This is a genomic window from Roseburia sp. 1XD42-69, assembly GCF_003612565.1.
In the GTDB taxonomy this organism is placed as follows: domain Bacteria; phylum Bacillota; class Clostridia; order Lachnospirales; family Lachnospiraceae; genus Roseburia_B.
The window spans coordinates 49,261-74,348 of the sequence record NZ_RAZG01000002.1 but is presented as its reverse complement, the minus strand read 5'-3'; the positions used below and the strand labels follow the sequence as shown (position 1 = coordinate 74,348).

General features: G+C 45.3%; 21 protein-coding genes and 1 tRNA gene. 1 reads left to right on the top strand and 21 read right to left on the bottom strand.

The features are described 5' to 3' along the window. Positions 1-15: 15 nt before the first annotated feature. From D7Y06_RS01705 to D7Y06_RS01645, 13 genes are all read right to left on the bottom strand, one after another. Positions 16-1,242 (bottom strand): NAD(P)/FAD-dependent oxidoreductase, encoded by a 1,227-nt coding sequence (locus D7Y06_RS01705; protein ID WP_120406103.1) that lies wholly within the window; start codon positions 1,240-1,242, stop codon positions 16-18. Then, positions 1,239-2,162, bottom strand: a complete 924-nt coding sequence (locus D7Y06_RS01700; RefSeq protein ID WP_120406197.1) for a MurR/RpiR family transcriptional regulator — start codon at positions 2,160-2,162, stop codon at positions 1,239-1,241. Before D7Y06_RS01700 ends, D7Y06_RS01705 begins: the two co-directional genes overlap by 4 nt. Before the next feature lie 123 nt (positions 2,163-2,285). Beyond that, positions 2,286-4,013, bottom strand: coding sequence for a methyl-accepting chemotaxis protein (locus tag D7Y06_RS01695; RefSeq protein WP_120406102.1), 1,728 nt, complete (start codon positions 4,011-4,013; stop codon positions 2,286-2,288). A gap of 133 nt (positions 4,014-4,146) precedes the next feature. Then, entirely contained in the window at positions 4,147-5,886 is a 1,740-nt protein-coding gene (locus D7Y06_RS01690; protein ID WP_120406101.1) for a methyl-accepting chemotaxis protein, read from the bottom strand. 221 nt (positions 5,887-6,107) lie between these two features. Further along, entirely contained in the window at positions 6,108-7,526 is a 1,419-nt protein-coding gene (locus tag D7Y06_RS01685; RefSeq protein ID WP_120406100.1) for an oxaloacetate decarboxylase subunit alpha, read from the bottom strand. Positions 7,527-7,583: 57 nt separating this feature from the next. Then, positions 7,584-8,732, bottom strand: coding sequence for a sodium ion-translocating decarboxylase subunit beta (locus D7Y06_RS01680; RefSeq protein WP_120406099.1), 1,149 nt, complete (start codon positions 8,730-8,732; stop codon positions 7,584-7,586). An 18-nt stretch (positions 8,733-8,750) separates the two neighbouring features. Next, positions 8,751-9,119 carry a biotin/lipoyl-containing protein gene (locus D7Y06_RS01675; protein ID WP_120406098.1) on the bottom strand — a complete coding sequence of 123 codons (369 nt, stop codon included), beginning with the start codon at positions 9,117-9,119 and terminating at the stop codon, positions 8,751-8,753. Positions 9,120-9,138: 19 nt separating this feature from the next. Further along, a complete protein-coding gene (locus tag D7Y06_RS01670; RefSeq protein WP_120406097.1) occupies positions 9,139-9,840 on the bottom strand; it encodes an OadG family transporter subunit in 702 nt (233 codons plus the stop codon). A gap of 17 nt (positions 9,841-9,857) precedes the next feature. After that, positions 9,858-11,294 carry an acyl-CoA carboxylase subunit beta gene (locus tag D7Y06_RS01665; RefSeq protein WP_120406096.1) on the bottom strand — a complete coding sequence of 479 codons (1,437 nt, stop codon included), beginning with the start codon at positions 11,292-11,294 and terminating at the stop codon, positions 9,858-9,860. Between the two features lie 145 nt (positions 11,295-11,439). Beyond that, positions 11,440-12,714 carry a D-alanyl-D-alanine carboxypeptidase family protein gene (locus D7Y06_RS01660; RefSeq protein ID WP_330566331.1) on the bottom strand — a complete coding sequence of 425 codons (1,275 nt, stop codon included), beginning with the start codon at positions 12,712-12,714 and terminating at the stop codon, positions 11,440-11,442. Between the two features lie 164 nt (positions 12,715-12,878). Next, positions 12,879-12,953 (bottom strand) — tRNA-Pro (locus D7Y06_RS01655). A gap of 65 nt (positions 12,954-13,018) precedes the next feature. Beyond that, complete coding sequence (gene scpB, locus D7Y06_RS01650; RefSeq protein ID WP_120406094.1) at positions 13,019-13,591, bottom strand: SMC-Scp complex subunit ScpB; 573 nt, start codon at positions 13,589-13,591, stop codon at positions 13,019-13,021. A gap of 11 nt (positions 13,592-13,602) precedes the next feature. Beyond that, positions 13,603-14,352 (bottom strand): segregation and condensation protein A, encoded by a 750-nt coding sequence (locus D7Y06_RS01645; protein WP_120406196.1) that lies wholly within the window; start codon positions 14,350-14,352, stop codon positions 13,603-13,605. Positions 14,353-14,493: 141 nt separating this feature from the next. Here D7Y06_RS01645 and D7Y06_RS01640 point away from each other — a divergent pair, with 141 nt between their 5' ends. Then, positions 14,494-15,729 (top strand): D-alanyl-D-alanine carboxypeptidase family protein, encoded by a 1,236-nt coding sequence (locus D7Y06_RS01640; protein ID WP_120406093.1) that lies wholly within the window; start codon positions 14,494-14,496, stop codon positions 15,727-15,729. Positions 15,730-15,771: 42 nt separating this feature from the next. Here D7Y06_RS01640 and D7Y06_RS01635 read toward each other — a convergent pair whose 3' ends face one another. The 8 genes from D7Y06_RS01635 to D7Y06_RS01600 form a co-directional block, all read right to left on the bottom strand. Continuing rightward, the gene (locus tag D7Y06_RS01635; protein ID WP_120406092.1) at positions 15,772-16,659 is read right to left on the bottom strand and encodes a S8 family peptidase; all 888 of its coding nucleotides are present in this window, start codon (positions 16,657-16,659) and stop codon (positions 15,772-15,774) included. A gap of 65 nt (positions 16,660-16,724) precedes the next feature. Beyond that, a complete protein-coding gene (locus tag D7Y06_RS01630) occupies positions 16,725-17,399 on the bottom strand; it encodes a DUF4956 domain-containing protein (RefSeq protein WP_120406091.1) in 675 nt (224 codons plus the stop codon). Continuing rightward, positions 17,396-18,094, bottom strand: coding sequence for a polyphosphate polymerase domain-containing protein (locus D7Y06_RS01625; protein WP_120406090.1), 699 nt, complete (start codon positions 18,092-18,094; stop codon positions 17,396-17,398). Before D7Y06_RS01625 ends, D7Y06_RS01630 begins: the two co-directional genes overlap by 4 nt. Further along, positions 18,087-18,941 (bottom strand): carbohydrate-binding domain-containing protein, encoded by an 855-nt coding sequence (locus D7Y06_RS01620; protein WP_158591189.1) that lies wholly within the window; start codon positions 18,939-18,941, stop codon positions 18,087-18,089. Before D7Y06_RS01620 ends, D7Y06_RS01625 begins: the two co-directional genes overlap by 8 nt. Next, positions 18,938-21,184 (bottom strand): CotH kinase family protein, encoded by a 2,247-nt coding sequence (locus D7Y06_RS01615; RefSeq protein WP_147415562.1) that lies wholly within the window; start codon positions 21,182-21,184, stop codon positions 18,938-18,940. Before D7Y06_RS01615 ends, D7Y06_RS01620 begins: the two co-directional genes overlap by 4 nt. Positions 21,185-21,244: 60 nt before the next feature. Next, on the bottom strand, positions 21,245-23,344 hold the full coding sequence (locus tag D7Y06_RS01610; protein WP_120406087.1) for a polyribonucleotide nucleotidyltransferase: 2,100 nt from the start codon (positions 23,342-23,344) through the stop codon (positions 21,245-21,247). A gap of 211 nt (positions 23,345-23,555) precedes the next feature. After that, positions 23,556-23,822 (bottom strand): 30S ribosomal protein S15, encoded by a 267-nt coding sequence (rpsO, locus tag D7Y06_RS01605; RefSeq protein ID WP_120406086.1) that lies wholly within the window; start codon positions 23,820-23,822, stop codon positions 23,556-23,558. Between the two features lie 163 nt (positions 23,823-23,985). Continuing rightward, entirely contained in the window at positions 23,986-25,026 is a 1,041-nt protein-coding gene (locus D7Y06_RS01600; RefSeq protein ID WP_243119035.1) for a C40 family peptidase, read from the bottom strand. Positions 25,027-25,088 lie beyond the last annotated feature (62 nt).

Genomic DNA, 25,088 nt, shown 5'->3' with positions numbered 1-25,088 from the left:
TAAATTTATTTTAGATTACACGCTTATTCCCGCTAAATAACCGGTAGACCAGGCTATCTGGAGATTATACCCGCCGGTCAAAGCGTCCACATCCAAAACCTCGCCTGCAAAATAAACACCAGGGACAATTTTTGATTCCATGGTGGAGGGATTGATTTCTTTGACGCAAACCCCTCCTTTTGTGATGATGGCCTCATTAAAATCCCTAAGGCTGGTAAGGGTAAGGGGAAATTCTTTTAAAGCCCTTATAATATCCCCTCTCTCCTCTTTTGTTATCTCATTTACTTTCTTTTCCTGGCTCACACCGGAGACAAAAGGTATCAAGGAACGCATCTTTACCGGGAGAAGATTTGTTAAAACATTCTTTAACTGTTTGTTTTTTCCTGATTCAAACTCACGGAGCAATCGTTTATCCAACTGTTCCTGGGAAAGTGCCGGCTTTAAATCAATATACATGGAAAGCTCTCTTTGAAAAAGCGCCTTTCCCACTTGACTGCTGGCACTTAACACCAGAGGGCCGCTGACACCAAAATGCGTAAACAACATTTCCCCAAAATCTTGAAAGAGAATTTTATTTTTGTCTTTCACCGTGATTTCAACGTTTTTTAGGGAGAGTCCCTGCAATTCTGACACATACTCCTCCCTCGCATTCATGGGCACAAGGGAGGGATACCGCGGCGTTAAGGTGTGGCCCATCTCCTCTGCAAACTTATATCCGTCTCCCTTAGAGCCTGTACTCTGATAGGAAAATCCCCCTGTGGCAATAATCACAGCATCCCCCGGAATCGTCCTTCCGTCAGAGAGCACTACACCTTCTGCCCTTCCATGGTTTACGAAAATCCTCTCCGTCTTTTGGCGGAGTTTTATTTCCACCTTTGCCTGTTTTAAGGCTTTCTCCAAAGCAAAAATCACATCGGAGGAATGGTCAGAAATGGGAAATACCCGGTTTCCCCGCTCGATTTTTGTCTTTACCCCATGGCTCTCAAAGAAATCAATCACACGGAAATTATCGTATCCGTAAAATGCGCTGTACAAAAACTTTGGGTTTGTTACTACGTTCCCAAACAGATTGTCTATCTCACCGGCATTTGTGATATTGCATCTGCCCTTTCCTGTGATAAACAATTTTTTCCCCAGCTTTTCATTCTGCTCTAACAAGATTACGGAATGCCCCTGCTTTGCCGCCGCAAGGGCTGCAAACATTCCCGCTGGGCCTCCTCCCACTACGATAACTCTTTTCATCCCTCTTCCCCGATTCTTGCATATCTCATTTTTAATGTATCCTCTATATGGTCAATCTCATCATTTTCATATACCTGATATTCTTCCCAGATTTCCTCCAACATTTCCAAGGTATCTGACACTTCCCTGTTTTTTTTCATACAAAGTGCAACAATCAAGGCATTTATGACACTTAATGGGGCTGCCAGGGAATCCACAAGGGACACCATATTGCTTCTGGCAATTAAATTGCAGGAAGAATAGAGATTCATGGGAGAATGGACACTGTCTGTGAGGGTAATTACTTTTGCATTGCGGTTGTTGGCAAATTCCATGGCCTTTAATGTCCGCATAGAATATCGTGGGAAACTGATGCCAATCATCACATCCCGGCTGCCAATCCGCATCATCTGCTCAAAAACCTCACTGGAACTGTTTGTATGCAAAAGATGTACCTTGTCGCAAATCAGATTCAAATAAAAACCTAAAAAACTCGCCAAAGGTGCACAGCTTCGGATTCCTATAATATAAATATGGTCTGCATTTAAAATGGTTTCCACCGCCTGCTCAAATACATTCTCATCCACTTCCTCTAAAGTGGCCTGAATATTATCCATATCTCTCTTTAACACCGTAGCCAATATCTGTGACTGGCTGATGCGGTCAAACACAGCATCCATAGTCTGAATCGTATTTAATTTGTCCCGCACCATAATTTCCAACTCACTCTGAAATTCTGGATATCCCTTGTATCCCAGATTTGTGGCAAAACGCACCACAGTGGACTCACTGACTCCTACTACTTCCCCCAGCTTTGCAGCAGTGAGAAAAACAGCCTTGTCATAATGGTCCATGATATAGGAAGCAAGCAATTTCTGGCCCTTGCTCATGCTCTTAAATTTTTCATTGATGCGGTTGCTCAAATCATTTCGTTTACTCATAGTTTCTCCGTTATCCTCTTTTTCTCTCTCCCCAGGGACATTGCCCGCAAAAGTGCTCTTTATTCCCCTGCGCATAAAAAGGATTGAGGTCTTTGCCATCAATCCTAATTATAAAATTACAACTTATACGGAAAATCTCTGTGCCTCTTCTTTCAGGCTTCCGGCAATGGCGCCGTTTTCATCCATCTGAGAATTGATTACCGCAATTTCAGACACCAAAGTCTGAATACTTCCCGCCACATTGGATACACCATTTGCGCTTTCATCCACCGCTTTTGTGATATCGCTGATGGACTCTCCGATTTCTGTCACCATACTGTTGATTTCTTTAAAACTCTGGGCATACTGAGCCATCTCCTGATCGATATGTACCGCATCATCACTGTACTGCACACCGCTGGCCACAAAATTATCATAGTCAGGCAGTATCGTCTCCTCCATATAATGGATAATTTCATTGGAGTTGCTTATCATTTCGTTTACCAAATCCAGCACCATGGTGTTAATTTCCTGGATATTCTTTGCGGTCTTACTGCTGGAATCCGCCAACTGGCCAATCTCCTCTGCCACCACGGAAAAACCTCTTCCGGCTTCCCCTGCCCTGGCTGCCTCAATCGCCGCATTTAAAGCCAAAAGATTCGTCTGGTTTGCTATGGAGAGAATCTCATCTGTAAGGGCATTGACTTTCTCTATATTCTTGCTGTTTTCCACTGCATTCTTGATTTTCCCAATAATAGGCGTCAGCATCTGATTGATATCTTCCTTATTGTCCTGGGCATATTCCTTCAGTTTTGCAGCACGGTTCTTCATCTCATTGGCATATTCCAAAATATCCCCTGTAGTTTTCTGCAGCCCCTCCAAATCCTCCATGACACCGGAAGCATTGCTGTCCACATTTGCCACTGTGCTTGCCACCTCTTCCATGGTAGCGGAAAGTTCCTGTGCCACTGCAGACACATCGCAGGCACTGCTGTTGGAACTGTTTGCCCTCTCCATAACATTGGTGACAATATTGTTCAACGACAGGGAATCGTTGTTGATTTTTTGCATAATGTTTTCCAAAATATCCAGAAAACGGTTGACATTGGCAGCCATACGCCCCATTTCGTCTTTATTTAAAACCATCAGGCGAAGAGACAAATCCCCGCATCCCTGCTCAATGGAGTCAATAATCTGGTCCATCTTTTTGGTGTGTGCCCGAAGACGCCAGGTCACTTTCCTTTCAATACACCACACGGTAAGCCCAAACATCAGAATACACACTACAACACAAGTAATGCACAAAATCTTAACACTATTGAAAATCTTTTCCTGGCTGCTTAGTATTTCATTTACGCTGACATCGTTTAACTCTATCCAGGAATCAATAATTTTTTCAAAAGACTGTCCTATGTTATATAATTTTGAATTGGTATAGAGGATAGCCCCGGATTTGTCTTTATTGTCCATCATAGCTTTTACTTCAGAAACCGTAGCATAGAGAACGGCTGCACCTGCTTCCGCTTCGGCGGCTTTCTCCTCCTGTTCTGTACCCATCATATAGGCTTTCATATTTTCCAGAGACTGCTGAAGCTTACCATTGCACTCCTCCACACCTGCCCAGATACTTTCTTTATTATCTGCCCCGCTGGTACAGTATGAAGTTCCCAGTTTCTGCATCTTCTGGGATTCCACACTGATTTTGTTTAACTCGATAAGAGAATTGACCCCCTTCTCTTTTACCGTAACAGAAGCTCTCTGCATTTTTGCAATACTGGTAAATCCCACTGCGATTAGAACCAACACTGCCAGCATTAATCCAAACACCGGAACCATTAACTTATATCTGATACTCATATTCTTTATTTTCATACATAACCTCCGACAATACTTTTTGTATTACCCCTTTTTTAACACCTTCGATTCCCTCTGTACAAAAAGGCAGACTATGAAAAACAGAAATCCTTTCATAGTCTGCCTGCTAAGAGCAAGAAGAATTAACAGATTACAAATTAATAAACCTATCTGCTTCCTCCGTAAGATTTCCGGCAATCTGCCTGTTGTCATTCATGGCATCTGCAATCTCTCCAATATCCTTAACCAAATCCGAGGTATTGGCAGCCACATTCGTGGCACCGTTTGCGCTTTCATCCACTGCGGTATTGATACCGTTAATAGATTCCGTAATGCTCTCCATCAACTGTTTCAGATTAATAGACATATCATTGAATCGGGTGACAATACCATTTACATGAATCGCATCTTCACTGTACTGTTTACCGGCACTGACAAATCCCTCATAATCTGGAAGAATCGTCTCGTTTATGTAATCCACAATAGAATTTGCATTTTTTATCAGCTCATTTACAGCCTCAATAACCATATTGTTAATCGTCTGGATATTGTTTGCGGCCTCTCTGCTGGAATTTGCCAGCTGGCTGATTTCATCTGCCACCACTGCAAATCCCCTTCCTGCTTCCCCGGCTCTTGCAGCCTCAATAGAAGCATTCAGTGACAAAAGATTCGTCTGGCTGGAAATACTTAAAATTTCATTTGTCAAATCATTGACACGGTCAACGCTCTTACTGCTCTCGATGGCCTGTTTTAACTGACCGATAATCCCATTGACAACATCGCTGGTATTTTGTTTATTCTCAACCGCACTCTGCTCTAAATTCTCTGCACGTTTCTGCATTCCTGTAGCATAATCATAAAGGCCCTGGGACGCATCAGACAATTCAATGATATTGTCATCCACAACTCCTACATTTTCCTTGATTGTAGTCAGTGTGGAGGAAATCTCCTCCATGGAAGCAGACAGTTCTTCCATTACAGAAGAAATATCGTAAGAATTGTCATTTGCAGTAGTCACTTTATCTGACACAAGGTTTACAATGGAGCCAAGCTGACCGGAACTGGAATTAATCTGTCCCATAATACCCTGCAGCGTCTGGATAAAGGTATTGATTCCAGCGGCCAAAGTGCCGATTTCATCGGTACAGAAGCACTGCACGCGCTTTGTCAAATCCCCCTCTCCTGCGTCTATGGTGGCAATGACATCCCTCAACTGGGCGTTTATGTTAATAAGACGCTTGCATGCCCACTTCCAGGATACCCATACCACAAAACAGAGAACTAAGATGCCTGCCACAAAAAGAATGATAATGGTGCATGTAACCTTTGCATAAACCTGGCTCTGATGTGACACTGCCTTATCCATATCCTCTTTATTCATAGCGCTCATCACATCCAGCTCTGCGGTAAGGGCTGTGCCCGCCTCTTTCAGATCCACATTTGCAAGGGATGACGCCTCACTTTTCTGGTCAGCCGCACTAAACTCCAAAATTTTATCATATATTACCAGATAGTTGGCATAATCTGTTTTAAACTGCTGGAAACTCTGCATAGCATCATCTGAGTTAATCAAGGTCTCAAACTCGTCACACACGCTGGTAATCTCAGATTTTAATGTGTCAGCCTCATCTAACAGCACGCCTTCTAATTCATCATTGTCCGCCACAATGTGTGCAAAAGCCACACGGCGAAGCGTCTGGTAGGAAGCGGTGATATCACCTAACCGCTCAATTTTCATGGCATAATTGCTGGAAATTGCCTCGCTGGCTTCCATAATCTGTTTCGTGCTAGAGAGACTGATAATTCCCATTGCAAACATCAGACATCCCAGTAACGCCACCGGAACAAGAATCTTATATCTGATGCTCAGGTTTTTAAAAAACATTATCATTTCTTGAATCCACCTTTCTGTTTTGACACGATTTCTGTCCAATCATATCCTGCCCTTCACACGATAAAGCGACAAAATATTTATCTATTCCCTATTATATATAATTTCATCTTTTCTGTCTAGTGTTTTTAGATAATTTGTCCAAGAGCAATTTCCCCCCAAAAAAGGAAAAGGAGTCTATATCACCAAGGCGACATACACTCCCTTTTTCTTATGTTATATTACACAGGATAAGCTCCGTTTTTGGTGTCTGCCACGCTGGCATCTACCCCCTTCTGCTGGGCTTCCCGGTATTTAAAGAAATCGGTGGCAACCTGTGGGAACAGTGCATAACTTAACACATCCTCATCCTGCTGTTTCCACTGTTTCATCTCCGCCTCAATCTTATCTAACTCCGGCTCAAGCAAATCTGCATACCTGCAGGTAATGGCATTTTTCTTTTCCTCTCCCAAAACCTTATCCACAATTTCCGGATTAAATGGCTTTACGGTCTGGCCGTATTTGCCTAAAAGCACATCCTTTGTCTCCTTTGTGGCAACTTTGTAGCGCTCTCCCATGAGAACGTTAAACACAGCCTGGGTACCTACAATCTGGGAAGAAGGGGTAACTAACGGCGGCTCGCCCAAGTCTTTTCTCACCCTTGGAATCTCCTCCAAAACATCCATGTACTTGTCTTCTGCATTCTGCTCTTTTAACTGGGAAACCATGTTGCTTAACATTCCGCCGGGCACCTGGTACAAAAGTGTCTGGATATCCACCCCAAGCACCTTGGGATTTAACAAACCACTCTTTAATGCCTCCTCCCTCATAGGACGGAAGTAATCTGCAATCTCTTTTAAGAGCATCTGGTCAAAGTTCGGGTCATATTCCGTACCCCGGAATGCCTCAGCCATAACCTCTGTGGCCGGCTGGCTGGTACCCAGGGCAAAAGGTGACATAGCGGTATCGATAATATCCACCCCTGCCTCCACAGCTTTCATGTATGTCATGGAAGCCACGCCGGAAGTGTAGTGGGTGTGGAGCTCGATAGGAATATTGGTGGAAGATTTTAACGCCTTAATCAATTCTTCCGCCTTATATGGTGTCAAAAGACCCGCCATATCTTTGATACACAGGGAATTTGCCCCCATCTCCTCCACACGTTTTGCCATATCCATCCAGTACTCTAAGGTATAGGCATCTCCTAAAGTATAAGACAATGCCACCTGTGCATGGCCTTTTTCCTTGTTACATGCAGTAACAGCCGTCTGGAGATTGCGGATATCATTCAAACAGTCAAAAATACGGATGATATCAATTCCGTTGGCAATGGATTTCTGTACAAAATACTCCACCACATCATCTGCGTAGGGACGGTATCCTAAGATATTCTGCCCCCTGAACAGCATCTGAAGTTTTGTGTTTTTAAATCCTTCTTTTAATTTCCTAAGACGCTCCCAGGGATCTTCTTTTAAGAAGCGGAGGGATGCATCGAAGGTAGCTCCTCCCCAGCACTCTACAGCATTGTATCCCACTTTATCCATTTTATCGATAATGGGAAGCATCTGTTCCGTTGTCATTCTTGTGGCAATTAAAGACTGATGTGCGTCACGCAAAATCGTCTCTGTTATTTTAATAGGTTTTTTAGCAACTTCTGACATGATTTTCTCCTCTCAATATTTTCCGGTGATTCCGTTTTTTAAACCGATTTCAATACGCTAAATTCCAAAGATTGCCATAAATACACCGGCGGCTACTGCCGTACCGATAACTCCGGCAACATTGGGTCCCATGGCGTGCATGAGAAGGAAATTGGTAGGATCCTCCTCGGCTCCCACTTTCTGTGAAACCCGGGCTGCCATCGGCACTGCGGAAACCCCGGCAGAACCAATCAGAGGATTAATCTTTCCTTTTGTCACTTTGCAGAGAAGCTTACCAAATAAAGTACCTGCAGCCGTACCGCATATAAATGCAACAAGTCCAAGAATTACAATTTTAATTGTACTCCAATTTAAGAATGCCTCTGCGCTGGTGGAAGCACCTACGGATGTACCAAGGAGAATAACCACAATGTACATCATTGCATTGGAAGCTGTCTCTGTAAGCTGGCGCACAACTCCGGATTCCCGGAAAAGGTTACCTAACATCAGCATACCTACCAGGGGAGCTGTGGTGGGAAGCAGTAAACATACCACGATGGTAACCACAATAGGGAATAAAATCCTCTCCAGCTTTGAAACAGGACGTAAGTTTTTCATCTTAATGGCACGTTCCTGCTTTGTAGTAAAAAGTTTCATAATGGGCGGCTGGATAATGGGCACAAGAGCCATGTAAGAATATGCCGCCACGGCAATGGGCCCCATCAGGCCGCTCTGCCCTAACTTTCCTGCGAGGAAGATTGAGGTAGGACCGTCCGCACCTCCGATAATGGAAACCGCCGCTGCCGCTTTATCGTTAAATCCAAGTAAAATTGCCAGTAAGTAAGCTGAGAAAATACCAATCTGTGCCGCTGCCCCGAGAAGGAAACTGATTGGGTTTGCAATCAGGGGACCGAAATCCGTCATGGCACCTACACCCATGAAAATCAAGGACGGCAGAATCGACCACTCATCCAGGGTATAAAAATAGTACAGTAAACCGCCTACACCGTTGCTGCTCTCCTCCGGGCTTATCATAATATCCGGATAGATATTTACCAAAAGCATACCAAATGCAATGGGAACAAGCAGCAATGGCTCGTAGCCTTTCTTTATCGCAAGAAACAAAAATACGCATGCCACGGCAATCATTACATAATTGCCCCAGGACAAGTTAAAAAAGGCCGTCTGGTGTAAGAGGTTTCCTAATGTATCAATTACATAATCCATTGTGTTAACCTCCTGATATTAGTTGTTTAATGTTGCCAGTAATGCTCCTGCTTCTACCTGATCTCCTACAGATACATTGATGCTTGCCACTGTTCCGTCCTCCGGTGCAACCACAGCCGTCTCCATCTTCATAACTTCAAGAACCAATACGGTATCGCCTTTCTTTACCGCCTGTCCCGCAGAAGCTTCAATCTTAAATACTTTTCCTGCTGCCCCTGCCTCAATCTTTACATTTCCTGCACCGGAAGCTGCTGCAGGTGCAGGCGCTGCTGCCGCCTTGGGCGCAGGTGCTGCTTTTCTTGGCGCAGGTGCTGCCCCTGTGCTGCCTGCCTCTTCTACAGTAACATCATAAACATTTCCATTTACGGTAATTGTATAATTTTTCATTTTATAAATCCTCCTAATATTATCTTCTTCTAATGGAACGCACTACAAATCCGTCTGCAGAAGTTCCCTCTGCGGCTGCGACTGCCGCTGCAATCACTGCAATTAACTCTGTGTCATCCGCCTGCTCTTCCCTCTGGGCAATCTGTGTCACCACCGGGCTCTTCTCTTCTTTTGCAGGGGTTTCTTTTTTCTCCACATTGGAAAGTAACTTAAAGCAGGAGATAATCAGGCTGATTAAAATCAGCACGGAAAATACGATTAAGATACCCATAAGGGTATTCTGTCCCGCCTTTTTCATTGTCTCTCCCAATGAATAGATGGCATCTACTGTAATGTCTTCCACTTCCATGTTGTGATACGTGTACACGTATGTAAGGATCGCCTTACGGTCTGTCAACTGAAGTGTCTGTTCTGCTGTAAGCGTTTTGCCGGACTTTGTGATTTCAAAATCTCCAAACTCCACAAAAGCTCCATACTGCTCTGTCAAATCATCCCAGTTATTCACCAGTTTCGTAATCTGCTCTGACCCGGATGACAAAAGATATGCCCTGTCCTCATCTGACATGGAAACCAGCGTCTGCACGGTTCCCTGGCAGGTAGACTGCAGCTCATCATAGGAATGTCCGTTGTAGTCAACTTTTGTAGGATCCGTTTTAGAACATGCAGCCAGCCCCAACATGCATAAGCATATGGCGGCAATCAGAAATATTTTTTTCTTCATGAAACTTCACCTTTCTATTATTTTGTACCATGTTTTTTGCTAGCTGTGACAACGCTCTTTGTGTAAAGCATCTCAAATGCTGCCACCAGGTATTTTCTGGTTGTCTCCGGCTCAATAATCAAGTCCACATATCCCCTTCTGGCAGCGGAGAGTACGTTTGACTGTAATTCATTGTACTCTTTTGCTTTCTGGCCAATCACATCTGCGCTTTCATCCGCATACATAATCTTTGCTGCAAGTTCTCCGTCCATCATACCGATTTTTGCATCATTCCATGCATAAACTAAATCAGCACCTATGGATTTGGAGTTCATGGTAACATATGCTCCCCCAAAAGCTTCTCCCACAATCACATTGACTTTGGGCACGTCCGCACTGGAAAATGCGCTTGTAAGACTTGCCATAGCCTTTGCCAGACGTTTTTCACTGCACATGCATGCCTTGTAACCCTTTACATTTGTGAGTGTTAGTACAGGAATGTCGAAAGCGTCACAGAATGTTACAAACTCTGCTGCTTTGCTCAGTCCCTTTGCAGATAAAACATTGTCAAAAGTATCCGTTTTATTTGCCTCTTCGTCATAGATTTCCGTACAGTTTGCCACGGCTCCGATGGTCGCACCGTTTAAACGGATAAAACCTGTCACCATATCTTTTGCAAATTCTTTCTTTGTCTCAAAGAAAATATGGTCATCGGCAATCTCGCTCAACACAAAACGGGGATCTCCCTTCATCTGTGTCATATTGCTGCACATGCGGTTTAAATCATCCCCGCACTCCTGGCTGAGACCTCCCATATTATTGTTGGAGGGAAGGAATGTCACAAGTTCCCGTATGGAGTATAAGATTTGGTCCTCTGTTCCGATACCGTCGATTACGCCTGTCTCCTCCGCCTGGAAATCACCCTTGGAGTTGTCGCACTTTTCTGCCCTGTTTCCCTTAATGGCATTGGGGGAATTCACAAACATTTTGCCTTTTTCGGATTCCATGAAACTGAAATCACAAAGCGCCGGAACTGTGGCGAGACCGCCGCCGCAGGTGCCGAACACTGCGGAAATCTGGGGGATAACCCCGGAAGACTGTGTCTGTTTTGCAAAAATCTCACCCAGTCCGTTTAATGCGTCCACAGATTCCTGGAGACGGAAACCGCCGCAGTCTAACATACCGATAACCGGCGCCCCCATTTTCATAGCCATATCATATACAGATGCAATTTTTTTTGCATGCATCTCTCCTATGGTGCCGTTTAATACGGATGCATCTTGGCTGTATACAAATACCAGGCTGCCTTCGATTAAACCATGTCCGATTATCACACCATCGGAAGGTGTGTCCGTATCAGACAAGTTAAAATCTGTGCTTCTTGCTGTCACAAGAGAACCAATTTCCATGAAACTGTTCTCATCAAGTAACTTAGCAATGCGCTGCATAGCTAAGCTGTTGTTACTACTACCCATTTTTTGCCCTCCATCTATTATTTAATAATAAAAAAATTTCGCTAGATTAATTCTATACTTTTTCCCGACATTTTTCAATAGAAAATTGTTAATTTTATCACAATCTGTACAAAATTTTTTCTCAAATTCGGCCCGTTTCTATCTATTATGAAAAATAAGCCCTGTATACCTGGCGGATGAAATAGGCAAAATTTATTTTTTTCCAACTGTCCCTGGCCACAAGCTCCCTCTCCCAGAAAAGCTCTTCTCCCAGCCGGTATTCTATTTTTCCCACCACCTGGCCTTTTTCTACAGGTGCGAAAAGATGTTTCTCCACCTTATAGGAAACCTCTATCTCCTCCCCCTTTTTTAAAAGCAAGACAGGCGCCGGGGTTTTATCTGAAATTTCCACCCCCGTCCCTGCGCTGGCAAAAAGATAATCCGTGGCCGCCATGGATACGGGGATGTCTTTCAGGCAGCCCTGGTTTACCGGCAGTTTGGAGAAATCTTTTTTTTCAAAGGAAGAGAGGCCGTACTCCATCAGCTTTCTTGTATCCGACCACTTATAGGTCTTGTTGTTTGGCCATCCGCAGGCCAAAAGAGCCACCACGAATGTTTTGTCCTCCCGCTTTAAGGAGCCCACATAACAGTACCCCGCTTTTCCCGTAAACCCTGTTTTTCCGCTTAAGGCCCCCTCCATCATGGACAAAAAAGCATTGTGGTTATTGCAGGAAAATTTCCGTCCCCCGGACACAGCCTCCCCTCCCTCTTTTACCTTCAGGTTGGAAAAACTGTGGGAAGGTGTCCTTGTAATCTCCAAAAAATCATCTCTCTGGGGAGAATTTACAATACAGTAACTCATAATTCTGGCAAGGTCCGCCGCTGTGGTGGAATGTTCCACAGTCACACTCCCCTCCTCACCGGGAATTTCTTTTTGGGCGTCCAGGCCGTTTGGGGTGATAAAAAAGGTGTCCTTACACCCAAGCTCTGCGGCTTTTTGGTTCATCATCTCCGCAAATCCCTCCACGCTGCCACCCACATGTTCCGCAATGGCCACCGCCGAATCGTTGTGGGACTCAAGCATTAAAGAATACAAAAGGTCTTTGATGCGGTAGCGCTCCCCTGCCCGCATCCCTAAGTGGACTTTGGGCATGGAGGCTGCGTGGGATGAAACTTCCGCTATTTCTTCCGTCTTTCCGCTCTCCAAGGTAAGGATGCAGGTCATAATTTTTGTGGTGCTTGCCATGGGCATTTTTTTATGCCCGTCCTTTTCATATAAAATACGCCCGGAATCGGCATCCATAAGCACTGCCGACCGGGCATATAACTTGTTTTCATCTAAAACAGCCTCCCCGCCTTCTGCAAAGGCGGCCATGGCAGAACCAAACAAAAGAACTCCAAAGAGAATAAGAGATAACATCATCTTTCCGATACGTTTCATAGCACACATCCTGGCATCTGTTAAAAAAATAGTATGGCCTTTGCCTGTCTCTTATTCCCCGCTTAAAAGAATTCTCACAGGGAAAAATAAAATCTCCAAAAAATCTTCTGTAAAAAGAAAGGAGCAGGTGCCTGGGCACCTGCAAACAAAAGAAAAACTTACAATCGGGGTAACAGGATTCGAACCTGCGACCTCACGGCCCCCAGCCGTGCGCTCTGACCAAACTGAGCCATACCCCGCTGAGAAATATTATAACAGATTTTTTCAAAAAGGGAAGACCCAAATTGAAATTTTTTCAAATTTTTTATGTCGTGACAATTTCCTGCTCCGCTTCCCTCTCTGCCTCCTGCTTAAATTCCTCCATCTGCAAAGGATTCATCTCAGGAAGCTCCTCCAGGGAATGAATGCCGAAGCTGCGCAGAAATTCCTCCGTGGTGCCAAACATCATAGGACGCCCCGGAGCCTCTAAGCGCCCCAGCTCACACACAAGATGATATTCCACCAGTTTGCTCACCGCATGGTCGCAGGATACCCCACGGATTTTTTCAATCTCCGCCTTTGTCACCGGCTGTTTGTATGCTATAATCGACAACGTCTCAAGGAGCACATCGGTGAGCACATGCTTTTTGGGCTGTTTTGCTATGCGGATTAAATACTCATACATATTCTGGTTGGTGCACATCTGGTACGCCCCGTCAAGTTCCACAATCTGTATCCCCCGCTCCATGGATTTGTATTCCTCCATTAAGCTCTCCATATATTCCTTTGTTTTCTCCATATCCAGCGACAGGGCTGCGGCAATTTTTTCCAGCTCCACGGAATTCCCCATGGTAAACAAAATTGCCTCGATGGCTGTCTTATATTCTTTTTCTTCCATAAACATGTCTCCTATGCGGCAATCCTTGACTCTATTGCGATATCATCAAAAAGATTTTCCTGGGTGATTGCAATTTTTCCCATTTTCATTAATTCCAGAATTGCAAGAAAGCTGACGATGACTTCCATTTTGCTGCTCTGCCCCTCCAAAAGCCCCCGGAAGCTGAAATGCTTGTGGCTTTTGGCATACCCTTCCAGAAAAGTCATTTTGTCAGAGAGAGAGACCTCTTCCTTCTCAATTTTCCCGAATTGGGAACGAACTTTGTCTATTTTATTCTCCTGCCTGCGAAGGACGGACTGAAAAATATTATTTAGCTTTGATAAAGTTAAATCTGCCATTAATTCTTCTAAATTTACAGGCTCCTCAAAAGCCTCCACCTCTGGAGGAATTGTGGGAAGTTTGTACAGCACTCTCTGGGCGTCTACCTGCCTGTCCTTCAATTCAAAGGACATACATTTGTACATTTTATACTCTAAAAGCTGCTGTACCAATTCCGCCCTTGGGTCTTCCTCCTCCTCCTCTTCCTTTTCTTCTTTGGGAAGGAGCATTTTGGACTTTATGGCAATTAAAGTCGCAGCCATCACCAGAAATTCACTCATAATATTTAAATCCTGGCGTTTCATCTCCTGGATGTATTCCAGATACTGATTCGTAATCTCCACAATGGGAATATCGTATATACTGACTTTATTCTTTTCCAACAGGTGAAGCAAAAGGTCCAAAGGCCCTTCAAAAGCTTCCAGTTTCACACTTAATTCCATATCTCTTTTCTCTTCTCTTTTTCCTGATTTTTTACAGTCCAAGCACTATTCTAGTAGATTTTCCTTAGAATTTCAAGTTTCGGTCATAAATTTTCTCATTTGTTCTTACACTAATAGTAGAAAACCTATGGAGGTTACACTATGCATACCCTCTTATCCCTTTTATTGTGCTGCCAAATTCTTCTGACATCCTGCCTGCCGGGAATTTTTTCCCCGGTTTCCAATTTTCTGTTTTTTACCCAAAGCTCCAATCCCCCGGAGTCACAGTCCGGGGAATTTGCTGCAGACGAAGCCGTCTCCGCTTCCATCACAGCCCCAAGCGCCATTTTGATGGAAGCAAGCACCGGAACCATCATCTATGAAAAAAATGCCCATGAAGTAAGGCATCCGGCAAGCATAACCAAAATAATGACTTTAAATTTAATATTTGAGGCGCTGGAGCAGGGGAAGTTTCATCTAAATGATACAGTTACTGTCTCCGAACATGCGGCCAGCATGGGAGGCTCCCAGGTATTTTTGGAGGCCGGTGAGACCCAGGATGTGGAAACCATGATTAAATGTATCAGCATTGCCAGCGCCAATGACGCAAGCGTCGCCATGGCGGAATTTGTCGGTGGCAGCGAAGAAGCCTTTGTGGCATCCATGAATGAAAAGGCCAAAGCCCTTGGCATGAAAGACACCCATTTTGTAAACTGCTGCGGCTTGGATGTGGATGACCACATGACAAGCGCCTACGATATCGCCTTAATGTCCCGGGAGCTCACGGTAAAACATCCCCAAATCCACGACTACTGCACCATCTGGATGGACTCCTTTACCCACAATACCGCCAAGGGCCAGAAAGAATTCGGCCTGGCCAATACAAATAAGTTAATCCGGCAGTACGAATATGCCACCGGGCTTAAAACCGGTTCCACTTCCCTGGCCAAATTCTGCCTTTCCGCCACAGCGGAGAAAGACGGAATGGAACTGATTGCGGTGGTAATGGGTGCTGAAAACCCCAAAAACAGGTTTTCCGACGCCTCCACCCTCTTAAATTACGGATTCTCCAAATGCCGTATTTATACAGACGAACCGGAAGAGGGCAACACTTCCATCCCTGTAAAGCGGGGGGTAAATAATTCCCTCTCCCTCTCCTATGCCAACCAGTTTCAATACCTGTCTGTGAAGGGGGAAGACTTTTCAGCTATCACAAAAGAACTCTCCCTCCCGGAATCTGTGGAGGCCCCTGTGAAAGAGGGGGAGAAAGTGGGAGAAATCATTTACAAACTGGGCACGGAAGAAATCGGCACTGTGGACATCATTGCAAAACAGGACATTGAGAAAGCAGACTTTTCCCATTACCTGTTAGATGTATTTATTTCTTATTTTTCTTAAATCTTGTTTTAATTAAAATTAAATTAAAACTTGATTTTAATCCTACAACAATCGGTTGAGATACACTACACCCCAGCACTCCTGTTTTTCTACCTCCCGTATCATAACCGCCCTCTCGTAAAATTTCAGTTTTACCTGGGCTGGAGTGAGCCTGGGGTATTTCTCCAAAAGAAGGGCAATGGCCCCGGAAATCACCGGGGCGGACATGGAGGTGCCGCTTTTCATCTCATAGCCGTTTCCGTGGTAAGAACAGCTTTTTATGGAGGTGCCGGGGGCTAAAATCTCAGGCTTAACTACACAGCAGTCCGTGGGGCCTCTGCCGCTGTAGCCCGCCTTTGGCCCTTTGGCATGGCCCTGGTCTTTATAGTCGTCTATGCTGCCCACAGTGATAATGCTCTTGCACTGCCCTGGAATGGTGACGGAATTTCTTCCCGGCCCGTTGTTTCCTGCCGCAGCCACCACCACAATTCCTGCCCGCCAGGCTTTTTCCACCGCATCCATCAATTTTTCTTTCTCCGAATCGTCCGCCGTTGGCAGCATTCCCACGGATATATTTAAAATTCTGATATTATATTTCTCTTTTTCCTCTATAACTTCATCAATGGCGGAGAGCATCTGCCCCGTGTTGCCGTTTCCTTTCCGATCCAGCACTTTTTGTATGTAAAGACTGCTCCCCGGCGCCATTCCCTGGTAGAGGCCATGGCTCATTTTTCCGCTGCCTGCAATAATTCCTGCCACATGGGTGCCGTGACCATTGTCGTCATACATTTTCCTCATACCTCTTGTATAATCCTTAAATTTCACAATTCTGCTGTCAAAATCCGGGTGAGGCACAATCCCTGTGTCCATTACCGCCACTGTCACTCCCAAGCCCCGAAACCCTTTTCTTCTGGCATCATCCACTCTTAGCTTTTTTCGGACCTGATCCATAAAAACCCTTTTTCTATCAGTGTATGCAGTTTTTCCCTAATTGTTTGTAAAATTTAATGTACTTTTTACAAGGTCACGTCCCCGTCATGGGCCACCAGGGAAAAAGATACCAGGGAATCCAAAGCCATAAGTTCCTGAATCAGTACTTTTTCCTCCTTCACCCTGACTTCAATCACCATATCCAAATGGTCTTTTGTCATATTTCTGGCCTTTGTCTTATAGTACTGGCAGTTTTTTTCCACTATCTCCATAATCCCTTCCTCGCTGCGGTAATCTTTTGCATTTACCACCAGCATCAGAGAGGTCTTCCCCCCGGAATATCTGGAAAAAAGAAACACCGTCAATGTGAGAAGCACGGAACAAATCAGGGCTATCATGGCAAAGCCTGCCCCGCAGATAATCCCCACGCTGATAGACCAGAAAAGAAAAACCAAGTCCAAAGGCTCCTTAACCGCCGTGCGGAACCGCACAATGGACAGCGCGCCTACCATACCCAGGGATACCACAATATTAGACTGTATCGTAAGAATCACGGCGGCGGTAATCAATGCCAGGGCAATAAGCGACAAATTAAAATTTTTATTATAAAATGAATTTTTATTTAACATTTTATACACATGAAAAATGTATATGGAAAGTAAAAGGGTACAAACCATACACAGAAGAATCTCTCCGATTTGAATATCCAAAGAAGCATATCCCTCTAAAAAGGATTTGCGGAACACATCTTGAAAACTCATAACACTCCTCCATTCGTATTGTATTTTCTGCACAGGTAATATTTGGAAAAACTTGTCCAGGCAAGAGAATCCAGGGCAAGGACTTCTTTTATATATGAGGGAAGAAACTCGTCAAATTTCACCTCTAAAACGCTGTTTCCCCCGGGAAGCACCGGCCTTTGCATCCTTTTTTCCAAAAGAAAATTTTCTACCTCCCCGGAAGAAACCAGGTTAGAATCCAAGGTAACCCTCACATTGCCCGCCGGGGCCACAAAAGGAATCCTATCATAGGCCACAATTACTTTTGGCATAAGCCCCCTCACCTTCATCTCCCCAAAGAGCATCTGCTTTTCCCGGGGAAATTCCGGCGAGATTTCCGGCACCCCTCCGCCCATGAAAAGTTCACACTCTTCTCTGGTAATGGAGCAGGATTCTTTTCTTGTCATCCCTCTTATCTTGCTTTTCTTCTCCAGTTTAAGGCTCTCAGTATTCCTGTTGTAATAGCGGATTCTAAATTTAGACCTGGGGTCCGTCCCCGCCTCATTCTCCCTGTAACAGCTGTTTTTCATATCGTCAAAGTAAAGACTTTGTATAAAATAGCTTCCCTCCCTGCCTGCATGGGAGTCCCTCTGCAAAATTCCTGCGGCTTTTATGTTTAGGACAGCCATCTCCTTGCTGTCTATGAGATATTTATATTCATGTCTGTATTTATTCATTGGCAATACATCCTTTTTGAATCTTTAACTCCCCCTCACAGGAATAATCGGAGAGAATCCCTTTTAAGGTAAGGCTGCAGTCCCGGATGAACAAGTCTCCGGCAGATAAGACTGCATTTTTCCCCGCCACCACAGAAATCTTTCCCCCGCAGGCTTCTAAAAAACCTTTTCCGTCTTTTCCTGACTTTCTTGTGACAATGCCGTTTCCCTCACTTTTCACCTCCAGTTCTTCTGGGGACAGAAAGATGCCGTCATTGGCCCGGATCCCGTCTTTTTTAGACTGCACCCCAATTTTTCCCTCCAAAACCTTAACGCAGCCTTTAGTGCTTAAAGCGGATTTTTTGTTCCCATAAATTAACAGGGAGCCTGTTCCGTTTATGCTCACATCTGTCTCGGAGTATATGCAGCCGTTGGCATCCCCTGCCTGGCCGTAATCCGGAGAATCCTGAAATTCATTTTCCGTTCCCTCTTTTGCCGTCAATACCACTTTGCTTGCGGAAAGGATATGCAGGGCAGGCCCATGGTAAGATTTGACCCTTGCATTTTCTAAAATCAGATGCACGGGATATTCCTTGGCATCGATGCGGACTTGTCCCTCATAATCCCCCTTTAACACATAGGTTCCTCCCTCCGTGATATCACAGACACCGTCTTCCTCAGAAAAAGCCACCTCCTTGGCCCCCTCCTCCCCTGTGTCCAGATCCAGGGCCGTTATCTCACAAAAACTCTCTTCCGGCGGCTCATAGGAAGTATTCACAGCGACAGACCTGCTTTTATCTCCACAGGAAGAGCAGAATATTACAGATAGAAGGATATAAGTTAAAATTATTTTCATTTTTCTTTTCAATTTTCTTCCTCCCTGGCAAATGTGGCTTTTAATGAAATCCCACCTTTTTGGGGCAAAACTTCGATAGAGGATTCTTTGCTCGATACGGCGCCGCTCCATCCCTCAAAGCGGTAGCCTTTTTTTGCCTTTGCAGTTACTGTGACGGGATAATCTGTGTAATACTCCCCGGTAAAACTTCCCCCTTTTAGTTGTGGTTCAAAGGTATTTAGCCTTACCGTTCCTCCCTCCGGATGTTCACACTCCAACGTAACATTTTCCAGCGTGCCCTTTAATTCAAATTCTTCCGCAAGAAAGGGACAGATATAGTCCTTTCGTCTGGCAAAAAAGGAATCGTTCCAGGTAATGTCCTCCCCCCAGTTATTTAAAAGCTCTTCCACCCTCTCCGGCTTAAAATCCGTGTTCACCAAATCCATAAAGGTTGTGACAAAATCTCTTCTGTACTGGGGATTCTGTTTTAAAGTTATATAAATTCCCTGGCTGTTGTAGGAAGTATCTCCCACTGTGGGCATTTTTTCCCGGAAGGAATTGATTTCTGCCATGGTATCCACCTGATATGCCTCACAAAGCGTATCTTTCCACTCCAGGGCATCCATATCGTAGAGCATCATACGCCATGCCCCGTCGCTGTAATTCCCCCTGCCCGGAGTGCGCACACGCCACATCATAAAATTTTTTCTCTCGCTGACATCCATATTGCACAGATAAATGTTGGCGCAGAGGTATTCGATATAACTTTGTATATTAAGTACCTGGTTAAACCCCTCATATCCCTGCCGCTCTGTAAAGTCATGGGTGCTGTAGTAGGCGTAAATATCCCCATAAAATTTTCCGTCCTCCTCAACCCCCTCTTCAATTTCACCGTCATGGGCAATTATGACATCGTCCTTTTTTACCCCATAGACCTGGTTTAAAAAGGAATCTGAGTATTTTTCCTGCATAAAGGTATCGTACCAGAATTCTCCGTTTAAAAAAACAGCCACAGGCTCTGCGTCTTTCACCGCCACACTTTTTCTGGTGATTAATTTTGACACGAGGGCATCTGCAAAACCATTTCTAAGGACAATGGAGTGGGTCTCTTTCCCAGGAAAGAGCTCCTTTTCAAAATAGCTGCTCCCGCTGTACTCTTTTCTTGCATACACGGAAAAGCGCTTTTTGGGTACTTTTCTTGCCGATGCCCCCTGAATGCGTATCCCCACGTTCTGGGTAGAGACCTCCCCTTTTTCCAAAAAGGAAAAAGATGCAGGAATCTCATAGTCCCTTCCGTGTTTTCCGAAATTTGTGGGAGGCTTATCCCCCTTCTGCCCGGAAGCATACCACTTGTCATAGTCTTTCCCTGTGACATAGATGCCCTCTTCCCCAAAGAGATCCTCCTCATCCGCCACAAGGGACACCACTTTTTTCCCCTGGTATTCCTCCATATCCACCAGAAAAGTCCCCACGGATTCTTTGCTCTTATTTCCTGAACCATCCACTGCAAGGGCCCGCACCACAAAGATTTTATCCACCGGGGTCAAATCCGGCTCATATTCTTTCCAGTCCTCCACCACATTCTGCACCTGGCTCCATCTGTTTTCCCGGTAGGACACGTTCTCCACTTTCACAGGCCCTGTGTAAAGTGCCGAACTTTCGTCGGGACTGCTTCCGTCTGTGGTATAATAAATTTTATCTCCCTCTTTTCCAGAGATTTCCAGCAGGAACGGCTCTTCATAAAACCCGTTTGGCGCAGAAAATTCTGGGGAAGGCACACTTGCCGAGAGAAATGCCCCGGCATTGCTCTTTCCCGTGGTAGGGCGCTGATACTCCCACTCCTCTGCCCCGTCTCCTGCCCTGGCGTACACTTTTTCCATATCCGTCTCCCCGCAGTCCACATCATCCACCACCCTGCGGCCGCAGGAGAGATAAATATGTTCCCCAGAGGCTTTGATGCAAAAAGGCGACTCCCCGTCCCTCAACTCAATGAGCAGGTATCCCTTTCCGGGAATGGTATATTCCCCCAGGTCCATTTTTTGCAGATTTTTTTTGTCGTCGGAGAGGTACATGTCCTGAAGGGACAGGGAAAAACCAGCGGGATTGTAAAGTTCCACATAATCACAGTCCATCTCCTCATTATCTTCACCGACTCTCACCGGGCTTCCGCTGATTTCGTTTATCACCAGGCTGTTTTTCCCCCAGGAGGCCGCAAAAAAATACCCGATTATCCCAAGGAACAATGCCAGTGAGCCATAAAATAACACTTTTTTCATATTTTTCACCACAAAGCCCCCATAAACGCTGTTTATGAGGGCCTATACCATGCATGATTTTTAATTTTTCTGTGTATCCTTTACGTCTTTCATGGAGAAGCTCATTCTTCCCATCTTGTCTTTGCCCAGACACACAACTGTCACTTTATCACCCAGGGTTAATACATCTTCCACCCGGTTAATCCGCTCTTTGGAGATTTTGGAAATGTGTACCATTCCCTCTTTTCCCGGTGCAAATTCCACAAAAGCCCCAAACTCTTTAATGCTTATGACTTTTCCCGTGAAAAGCTGTCCTGCCTCAAAATCCGTGGTGATGGTCTTTATCATATCCACCGCCAAATCCATAGCTTTTGCATCTGTACCGCACACAGAAACTGCCCCGTCGTCGGTAATATCGATTTTTACCCCGGTGCGCTCAATAATCTCATTGATGTTCTTGCCTCTCTGGCCCACCACGTCCCCGATTTTCATGGGGTCAATCTGAATCTGTACAATCTTCGGCGCATACTGGTTTACTTCTTTTCTGGGCTCTGTAATGGCTTTTGACATACACTCGTCCATAATAAAGAACCGGGCCTCCCTCGTCCTTCTGATAGCTTCCTCCACTATGGGCCTGGTAAGCCCGTGGATTTTAATATCCATCTGGATTGCGGTGATACCGTCTTTCGTACCGGTAACTTTAAAGTCCATGTCCCCAAAGAAATCCTCTAACCCCTGGATATCCGTAAGCACCAGGTAGTCATCGTCCGTATCCCCTGTCACAAGGCCGCAGGAAATTCCCGCCACCATTTTCTTAATGGGCACCCCTGCCGCCATAAGAGCCATACAGGATGCACAGGTGGATGCCATGGATGTGGATCCGTTTGATTCAAATGTCTCCGATACCGCCCGGATGGCATAGGGAAACTCTTCCACAGTGGGAAGCACAGGTATAAGCGCCCGCTCCGCCAAGGCACCATGGCCGATTTCCCGGCGTCCCGGCCCTCTGGAAGGTTTTGTCTCTCCCACGGAGTAAGAGGGAAAATTGTAGTGGTGCATATAGCGCTTGTTTGTAATATTTTCGTCTAACCCATCCACCCTCTGGATTTCTGATAAGGGTGCTAAGGTAACCACATCGCAAATCTGTGTCTGTCCCCTGGTAAACATAGCGGAGCCGTGGACTCTCGGAATTAAGTCCACCTCTGCGGCTAAGGGACGGATTTCGTGAATGGCACGGCCGTCGGGACGCTTCTGGTCTTTTAAAATCATTTTCCGCACAGTCTTTTTCTGGTACTGGTAAACAGCTTCGTCTAAAACAGAAAGCCACTCTTCGTTTTCTGCAAATGCCTCTGACAATTTTTCCGTAATCTCTCTAATATTCTCTTCACGCACCTGTTTTACGTCGGTGAAAACAGCCTCCTCCATATCCGCCGGAGTTACGATTTTTTTCATCTCTTCAAACATTTCCGGGGGAATGGCACAGCTTTCATAAGTATGCTTTTCTTTTCCTACCTCGGCCACGATTTTATTGATAAATTCAATAATCGTCTGGTTGATATCGTGGGCCATATAGATTGCCTCGAGCATTTTATCTTCCGGAATCTCATTTGCGCCTGCCTCAATCATAATCACTTTCTGGGAAGTGGAGGCTACGGTAAGTTTTAAATCCCCGGTATCCCACTTTGTCTGGGAGGGATTTATAATAAACTCCCCGTTTTCCATTCCCACCTGGGTCATGGCGCAGGGGCCGTCAAAGGGGATGTCGGAAATACAGGTGGAAATCGCAGCGCCAAGCATTGCCACCAACTCCGGGCGGCACTCCGGGTCCACGCTCATTACCATATTATTTAATGTCACGTCATTGCGGTAATCCTTTGGAAACAGAGGGCGCATGGGGCGGTCAATCACCCTGGCAGTCAAAATGGAATTCTCGGATGCCTTTCCCTCCCTCTTGTTAAATCCTCCGGGAATTTTCCCTACGGAATATAATTTTTCCTCAAACTCCACGCTTAATGGGAAGAAATCAATCCCTTCCCTGGGCTTGTCCGACGCCGTTGCCGTGGACAACACCGTTGTCTCGCCATAGTGCATAAACGCACATCCATTTGCCTGTTTGCCCACACGGTCCACATCCACCGTTAGGGTTCTCCCGGCAAGCTCCATTGAAAAACTTTTGTACATAATTTTTATCTCCTTTTTTTGCTTATTATGGCAAAAGCCTCCGAAACTACTGATACAGATACCCAAGGGATACCCATATCAGTGGTCTCGGGCTTTTCTTTTGCCTGTTACAGCAGCCGTTCCAAAACAGAACTGCTGCAAATGTCATGACTTTTTAAACTCACAAAAAGATAGAGCGGAAGGAAACTCCGCCCTATTTTGGAAACACTCATTACTTTCTGATACCTAAGCGCTCAATGAGAGAACGATATCTCTCAATATCGCATTTCTTTAAGTATGCCAGCAGTCCACGTCTCTGACCTACCATTTTAAGCAGTCCTCTTCTGGAGTGATGATCCTTGGGATTTGCTTTTAAATGCTCTGTCAGTTCCTGAATCCTTGCGGTAAGAATCGCAATCTGTACCTCCGGTGAACCTGTGTCCCCCGGTGTTCTGCCATACTCTGCAATGATTGCCTGTTTCTTGTCTTTTGCTATCATGATAAATCCTCCTAATTCTTAATCGCCCTGATAAGAGATACTCAGCGGAAGGTCGGAGTGTCCATCCACCGAATATGGGCTAATTTCACACTTGTTTAGTTTAGCACAGAATCCTTCTGTTGTAAACCATTTATTTTGTAACACTGGCAAATGCCAGAGAATACTAATCTAATACACGCACCACACAGATAGGGGAACGGTAATACGCATTGGAAATCTTAATGCCTGTTCTTCTGGAACTTGCATGGACAATCTGTCCGTTGCCAATGTAAATTGCCACATGGCTGATTCTGCTGCCGCTGCCGTAGAAGAACAAATCTCCCGGCTGCGCCTCGCTGGCATTGATTCTTCTGCCGCACCCTGCCTGGGCTGCGGAGGAATGGGGCAGGTAGATCCCGTATTTTGCAAAAATAGATAAGGTAAATCCGGAACAGTCTGCGCCGTTGGTTAAGCTGGTGCCTCCCCAAACATAGGGATTTCCCACAAACTGACATGCATAGGAGACAAGGTCAACCCTTACGTCCGATACGCCCTGGCCGTATTTCACCTCTGTCATGGTCATGGCTTTTGTCAGCTCGTTGGAGACTTCCACATAGTCTGAACTCACGTATCCCACTTCACTGTCTACGCTGACTTTCAGCCAGTCTCCCTGATCCTCAAGTACTTCCACTTCTTCCCCTACTGCCATTAAGGCCATAATCTCGCATTCCGTATTAGGCTCTTCCCTGACACGCAAAGTCTCCGTATTACAGGTGGCAATGGTGGACATTACTTCCGGGGCATAATCCCTGGCAGCCATGCCGTTTAAAAGAAACTCGCTTTTTACATACCCGGAGACTTCCCCTGATTTAATCTCTGTCCAGTCTCCTTCCACGCCTAAAATCTCGCACCCCGCATTTCCCGGCATCTTTCCTGCCAGCTCGGAATCCTCGCTGGGGCCCTGGCGCACATTTAAATTTCCCTCCACTTTTGCAATTCCCAGATTGGTATATCCACACATCTGGGGAATATTTGCCAGCATAGTGGTGGCGTCCTCCCCCTTGGAAACCTCTGCCATTGCATTGGAGACGTCAATGCACTCCGCAATTTCAGATGAAATGCCTGCATTGACCTTGTTTTCTTCCTCTAAATTTGTGGTAATCGCATCTGAAATGCCTGCGGTTACTCCTGTATCTGCCAAAACCTCTGCGGGTGATGCTGTCATTATAACGCCTGCTGTAAACAAGCTGACTAACCTTAAATATCTGGATCTCATTGATTCCTCCT

Excerpts from the sequence above, each read along its gene's own strand:
- scpB (WP_120406094.1), bottom strand. The coding sequence starts at position 13,591 with ATGGAAGAAAAAGAATATAAGACAGCCATCGAGGCAATTTTGTTTACC.
- D7Y06_RS01625 (WP_120406090.1), bottom strand. The coding sequence starts at position 18,094 with ATGAATAAATACAGACATGAATATAAATATCTCATAGACAGCAAGGAG.
- D7Y06_RS01705 (WP_120406103.1), bottom strand. The coding sequence starts at position 1,242 with ATGAAAAGAGTTATCGTAGTGGGAGGAGGCCCAGCGGGAATGTTTGCA.
- D7Y06_RS01670 (WP_120406097.1), bottom strand. The coding sequence starts at position 9,840 with ATGAAGAAAAAAATATTTCTGATTGCCGCCATATGCTTATGCATGTTG.
- D7Y06_RS01615 (WP_147415562.1), bottom strand. The coding sequence starts at position 21,184 with ATGAAAAAAGTGTTATTTTATGGCTCACTGGCATTGTTCCTTGGGATA.
- D7Y06_RS01640 (WP_120406093.1), top strand. The coding sequence starts at position 14,494 with ATGCATACCCTCTTATCCCTTTTATTGTGCTGCCAAATTCTTCTGACA.
- rpsO (WP_120406086.1), bottom strand. The coding sequence starts at position 23,822 with ATGATAGCAAAAGACAAGAAACAGGCAATCATTGCAGAGTATGGCAGA.
- D7Y06_RS01645 (WP_120406196.1), bottom strand. The coding sequence starts at position 14,352 with ATGGAATTAAGTGTGAAACTGGAAGCTTTTGAAGGGCCTTTGGACCTT.
- D7Y06_RS01635 (WP_120406092.1), bottom strand. The coding sequence starts at position 16,659 with ATGGATCAGGTCCGAAAAAAGCTAAGAGTGGATGATGCCAGAAGAAAA.
- D7Y06_RS01690 (WP_120406101.1), bottom strand. The coding sequence starts at position 5,886 with ATGATAATGTTTTTTAAAAACCTGAGCATCAGATATAAGATTCTTGTT.
- D7Y06_RS01700 (WP_120406197.1), bottom strand. The coding sequence starts at position 2,162 with ATGAGTAAACGAAATGATTTGAGCAACCGCATCAATGAAAAATTTAAG.
- D7Y06_RS01665 (WP_120406096.1), bottom strand. The coding sequence starts at position 11,294 with ATGGGTAGTAGTAACAACAGCTTAGCTATGCAGCGCATTGCTAAGTTA.
- D7Y06_RS01660 (WP_330566331.1), bottom strand. The coding sequence starts at position 12,714 with ATGAAACGTATCGGAAAGATGATGTTATCTCTTATTCTCTTTGGAGTT.
- D7Y06_RS01685 (WP_120406100.1), bottom strand. The coding sequence starts at position 7,526 with ATGTCAGAAGTTGCTAAAAAACCTATTAAAATAACAGAGACGATTTTG.
- D7Y06_RS01610 (WP_120406087.1), bottom strand. The coding sequence starts at position 23,344 with ATGTACAAAAGTTTTTCAATGGAGCTTGCCGGGAGAACCCTAACGGTG.
- D7Y06_RS01680 (WP_120406099.1), bottom strand. The coding sequence starts at position 8,732 with ATGGATTATGTAATTGATACATTAGGAAACCTCTTACACCAGACGGCC.
- D7Y06_RS01675 (WP_120406098.1), bottom strand. The coding sequence starts at position 9,119 with ATGAAAAATTATACAATTACCGTAAATGGAAATGTTTATGATGTTACT.
- D7Y06_RS01695 (WP_120406102.1), bottom strand. The coding sequence starts at position 4,013 with ATGAAAATAAAGAATATGAGTATCAGATATAAGTTAATGGTTCCGGTG.
- D7Y06_RS01630 (WP_120406091.1), bottom strand. The coding sequence starts at position 17,399 with ATGAGTTTTCAAGATGTGTTCCGCAAATCCTTTTTAGAGGGATATGCT.
- D7Y06_RS01600 (WP_243119035.1), bottom strand. The coding sequence starts at position 25,026 with ATGACAGCATCACCCGCAGAGGTTTTGGCAGATACAGGAGTAACCGCA.